Origin of the sequence: Martinezella miluonensis (genome assembly GCF_900094545.1) — a bacterium.
Taxonomy (GTDB): domain Bacteria; phylum Pseudomonadota; class Alphaproteobacteria; order Rhizobiales; family Rhizobiaceae; genus Rhizobium; species Rhizobium miluonense.
In genome coordinates this window covers 1-3,508 of the sequence record NZ_FMAH01000092.1, presented here as the reverse complement: position 1 = coordinate 3,508, position 3,508 = coordinate 1, and the positions used below count along the sequence as shown (strand labels likewise).

General features: G+C 56.0%; 3 protein-coding genes, 1 tRNA gene and 1 pseudogene. All 5 read left to right on the top strand.

The genetic code is table 11. The annotated features are described in order from the left end of the window. Window positions 1-171: 171 nt before the first annotated feature. The 5 genes and pseudogenes from GA0061102_RS32345 to GA0061102_RS32325 all read left to right on the top strand — a co-directional run bounded on the left by GA0061102_RS32345 (window position 172) and on the right by GA0061102_RS32325 (window position 3,373). Window positions 172-929 (top strand): IS5 family transposase gene (locus GA0061102_RS32345; protein ID WP_092856847.1). Its coding sequence is split into 2 segments (ribosomal slippage): window positions 172-514 and window positions 514-929, totalling 759 coding nucleotides; the frame shifts between segments, so codons are not numbered across the junction. A 13-nt stretch (window positions 930-942) separates the two neighbouring features. After that, window positions 943-1,671: pseudogene (locus tag GA0061102_RS32340) on the top strand (MFS transporter); the annotation flags it as partial. A 109-nt stretch (window positions 1,672-1,780) separates the two neighbouring features. Continuing rightward, window positions 1,781-1,870: transfer RNA gene (locus GA0061102_RS32335), tRNA-Ser, on the top strand. 505 nt (window positions 1,871-2,375) lie between these two features. Further along, complete coding sequence (locus tag GA0061102_RS32330) at window positions 2,376-2,834, top strand: hypothetical protein (protein WP_092856844.1); 459 nt, start codon at window positions 2,376-2,378, stop codon at window positions 2,832-2,834. Continuing rightward, entirely contained in the window at window positions 2,831-3,373 is a 543-nt protein-coding gene (locus GA0061102_RS32325) for a DUF4231 domain-containing protein (protein ID WP_139115142.1), read from the top strand. The genes GA0061102_RS32330 and GA0061102_RS32325 overlap by 4 nt, the downstream gene beginning before the upstream one ends. The last annotated feature ends 135 nt before the right edge of the window (window positions 3,374-3,508 follow it).

Here is a 3,508-nt window from a genome sequence, read left to right as displayed (position 1 = left end):
CGTCGTCTCTATCGATGCTCCTGTCATCCATGACCTCCGAATCATGGAGACATATAGATTCAGGCTATGCATAAAAATGCAACTGTAATGCTAGGACCAATCGACATTCAGGCTTCCCAAATCAGTTAATCGCTGATTCCTAGAACACCGTGTTCAGCACGGAGGTCGGTGATGGCGGTTGGGCGATATGAACTGAGTGACGCACAATGGCTTAAGATCGTATCCTTATTGCCCGGCAAGATCGGCGATCCCGGACGGAGCGGCTCGGATAACCGTCTGTTTATCAATGGTTGCCTGTGGGTTTTACGCTCGGGCGCACATTGGCGCGACCTGCCGGAACGCTATGGCAAATGGAAGACGGTGCATAAGCGCTTCAGCCGCTGGTGCCATGCCGGCGTCTGGGAACGGGTGTTCGATGCCCTGACTGCAGACCGTAACAACCAGTATCTGATGATCGATAGCACGATTATTCGCGCCCATCAGCAAGCCGCCTCCGGAAAAGGGGGGCCAAGGATCAGGCGCTGGGGCGTTCCCGAGGCGGACTGACCACCAAGATCCACATGCTCGTCGATGCCCTTGGCCGGCCGCTGCGGTTCATCGTAACCGCCGGTCAAGTGGGCGACATCACGCAAGCGCCGGCTCTTCTGCAGGGCCAGACCGGCGATGCCGTTCTGGCGGATAAAGCCTATGACAGCAATGCCTTGCGGGAAACGATCAAAAGCATGGGAGCCGAAGCGGTCATCCCGTCAAACCGCTCTCGAAAGATCATCATCCCTCACGACGAAGCCACCTACAAAGATCGGAACCGCATCGAGCGATGCTTCAACCGCATGAAGCACTTCAGGCGCTTCGCCACTCGATACGACCGCAGAGCAATCCACTTCCAAGGGTTCGTCTATCTCCTCGCAGCTATGATCTGGATGCGATGAATGTCGATTGGCCCTAAGGCTCCCCTTCATCGCCGCCGCTATTCTGAACGGCTGCAATCTGTTGCTGGCTTTGTTCGTCCTGCCCGAATCGCGCACTCCGTCGCGCCAGAAGATCGATCTGGCGGTCCTCAACCCACTGCGACCCCTTCGCTGGGTCTTCTCGATGAAGCGGCTTCTGCCCATCGTCCTCGTCTATTTCATCCTGAGCGCCACCGGCGAGGCCTATGGCACCTGCTGGGCGCTGTGGGGCTTCGATACGTTCCGGTGGAACGGCCTCTGGATCGGCCTTTCGCTGGGCGCCTTCGGTATCTGCCAAACGCTGGTTCAGGCACTCCTGCCCGGCCCCGCGACCAGGGTGCTCGGCGAACGATGGGCCGTTGTCGTCGGGATCGCCTGCGCCTGTGCCGCCCTCGTCGCCATGGCTTTTGCCAGCCAAGGTTGGATCGCGTTCGCCATCATGCCGATCTTTGCCCTTGCGGGCATCGGCACGCCGGCATTTCAAGCCCTCGCTACCCGCCAGGTCGATCCGTCCCGCCAAGGCGAACTCCAGGGTGTGCTGACCTCAGCCATAAGCCTGGCCTCCATCATCAGTCCGCTCGCATTCTCGACATTCTACTTTGTCGTCCAGAAGGATTGTCCCGGCGCCATCTGGCTCTCGGTGGTCGCCATTTATGTGGCAGCCGTCCCGTTAGTCTTGCTCGGCACCCGGACCGCACGCGCGGCGCGGCTTGCGAGTGCCTGACCCTTTGCAATAGATCTCAGCATATGCGCGGCAGCCCGGTTGACGCTTCGCCCCGAATAGCGGTAAAGCGAGCCAACCACTTCTCATAAGGCCCCGTGCCGTTGTGACAGGAAGAGTGTCCGAGTGGTTTAAGGAACCGGTCTTGAAAACCGGCGTGCGGGAAACCGTACCGTGGGTTCGAATCCCACCTCTTCCGCCATATGGTGTTGATTTTATTGCATTTTCTTCGAAAATTGCGCGAAAATTCAATGGTTATCATAACCGAAATTGGTAGCTTCTGGAAGGCGACATAGCGCTTTAAAACCACAGCAGTCGCGGAACGATTTGCCGACCAGGCACGGCGATCCCGCTGGCGGCCACCGTTTTCCTCAATAGTGAGACGTCGGTATACGGTGTAATCGAAACGGACATCGAAAAAGTCGGCGACAAATATGCTGGGTGGAAGTGGCTCCAAGTTGTCTACGTCAACGAATGACCTGCCCCAGCGTTGCCTGAACGATGCGTACAGCGCAGCTATTGCTTGTGTGTAGTCCGTCGATCGTCCTGTCATGTTGCTTGCAGTATTGCTGAAGAATTATTTGGTGGTCTCTCGACTCTTTCATCGAGTCCTTGCACACTATGGTTGTTTCTTGATGTGGCCAAAATAAACGTAAGGCTTCATCTCAGCGAGGTGCAACAACCGAAACTCCAAAGGGGTTAGTCTCATGGGCGATCATACGATTGTGCTCACAATAGTGGGCGGCCAACAGATTGAAGTCGATGCAACAAAGGTGGTTCAAGTTCGGCCACGGACGCCGGCAGAGAAAGATTTCAGCAACACGCGGGTCGATTGGGCAGCCGTCGACTACGTTGTTGAGGAGCCAGAGGCAGTGGTTGACCTCGTGAACGGTGTGCGAGTGGCCGCAGGCGGAAAACAGCTCGCTCAGCTAAAAACCGCCAATTCGCTCCCGATCTGGTTCGCCGGCGAGAAGGCAACAGGTCCTTGGCATCTGCTTGCGCCTGAACTGCGAGACGGCGTCAATTCCGCCTATAAAATTGGCAACACCGTTGTGCCTGTCGGCAGCACGTCAGAAGAGGTCCGAGCCGTTATCATCGCCGCTGGCGGAACCCCACTTACCATCCGGGATGACGCACCCTTTGCGAAGGATTTCCCCACGAAGTGACACAAGCATTTGTCGGGCCGAGCATTCCATTCATTGTTTTTTCTGGAGGCTTCAACATGTCTGAAAAGTGGAAAAAAGCAGAAGCTTTTGACATAACACCGGAAATGCCAGAGGAAGAAATACGGAAGGCTGCAGTCGACTATGCCAAATGTCATAGCCACTGGTACGAAGTTCAATCTCGCCGCATGGGAGAGCTTTGGAACTATATAACCTTCTCGACAATCGTTCTCAGCGCAATTTCGTCGGTTGTTAGCGCTTACAACCACGATCCCGAATGGCGTTTTATACCGGCCGGCTTATCCGCGCTCGCAACCTTTTGCGCAGCTTATCTAACTCAATTTCGCGTTCGCGACTTGTGGCAAATCCGCGAATCTGGGCGCATTGATGCAGAAAAACTCGTGGCGAAAGCGCAGTTGATTGGCACTGCCCAGAATGGTGCACCTTTCGCAGAGGCTATCGCCTTGCGTCAGGAACTGCATGATCTCGAACTGGCTCAAACTGAGCAGTTCTTTGTTGTGCCTAAGAAGGCAAAAACGTGACAGGTACACGGCGGCAAGCTGCCTTATCTGGACTGGCCATGATCGTGTCCATGTAGGTGGTGTAGCTACCGGCTGCTTGCCGTGCTTTCCGCCCCAGGTCGGAGCGATTATCAGCGCGCCACAGCAGGCAAGCTG

Excerpts from the sequence above, each read along its gene's own strand:
- GA0061102_RS32330 (WP_092856844.1), top strand. The coding sequence starts at position 2,376 with ATGGGCGATCATACGATTGTGCTCACAATAGTGGGCGGCCAACAGATT.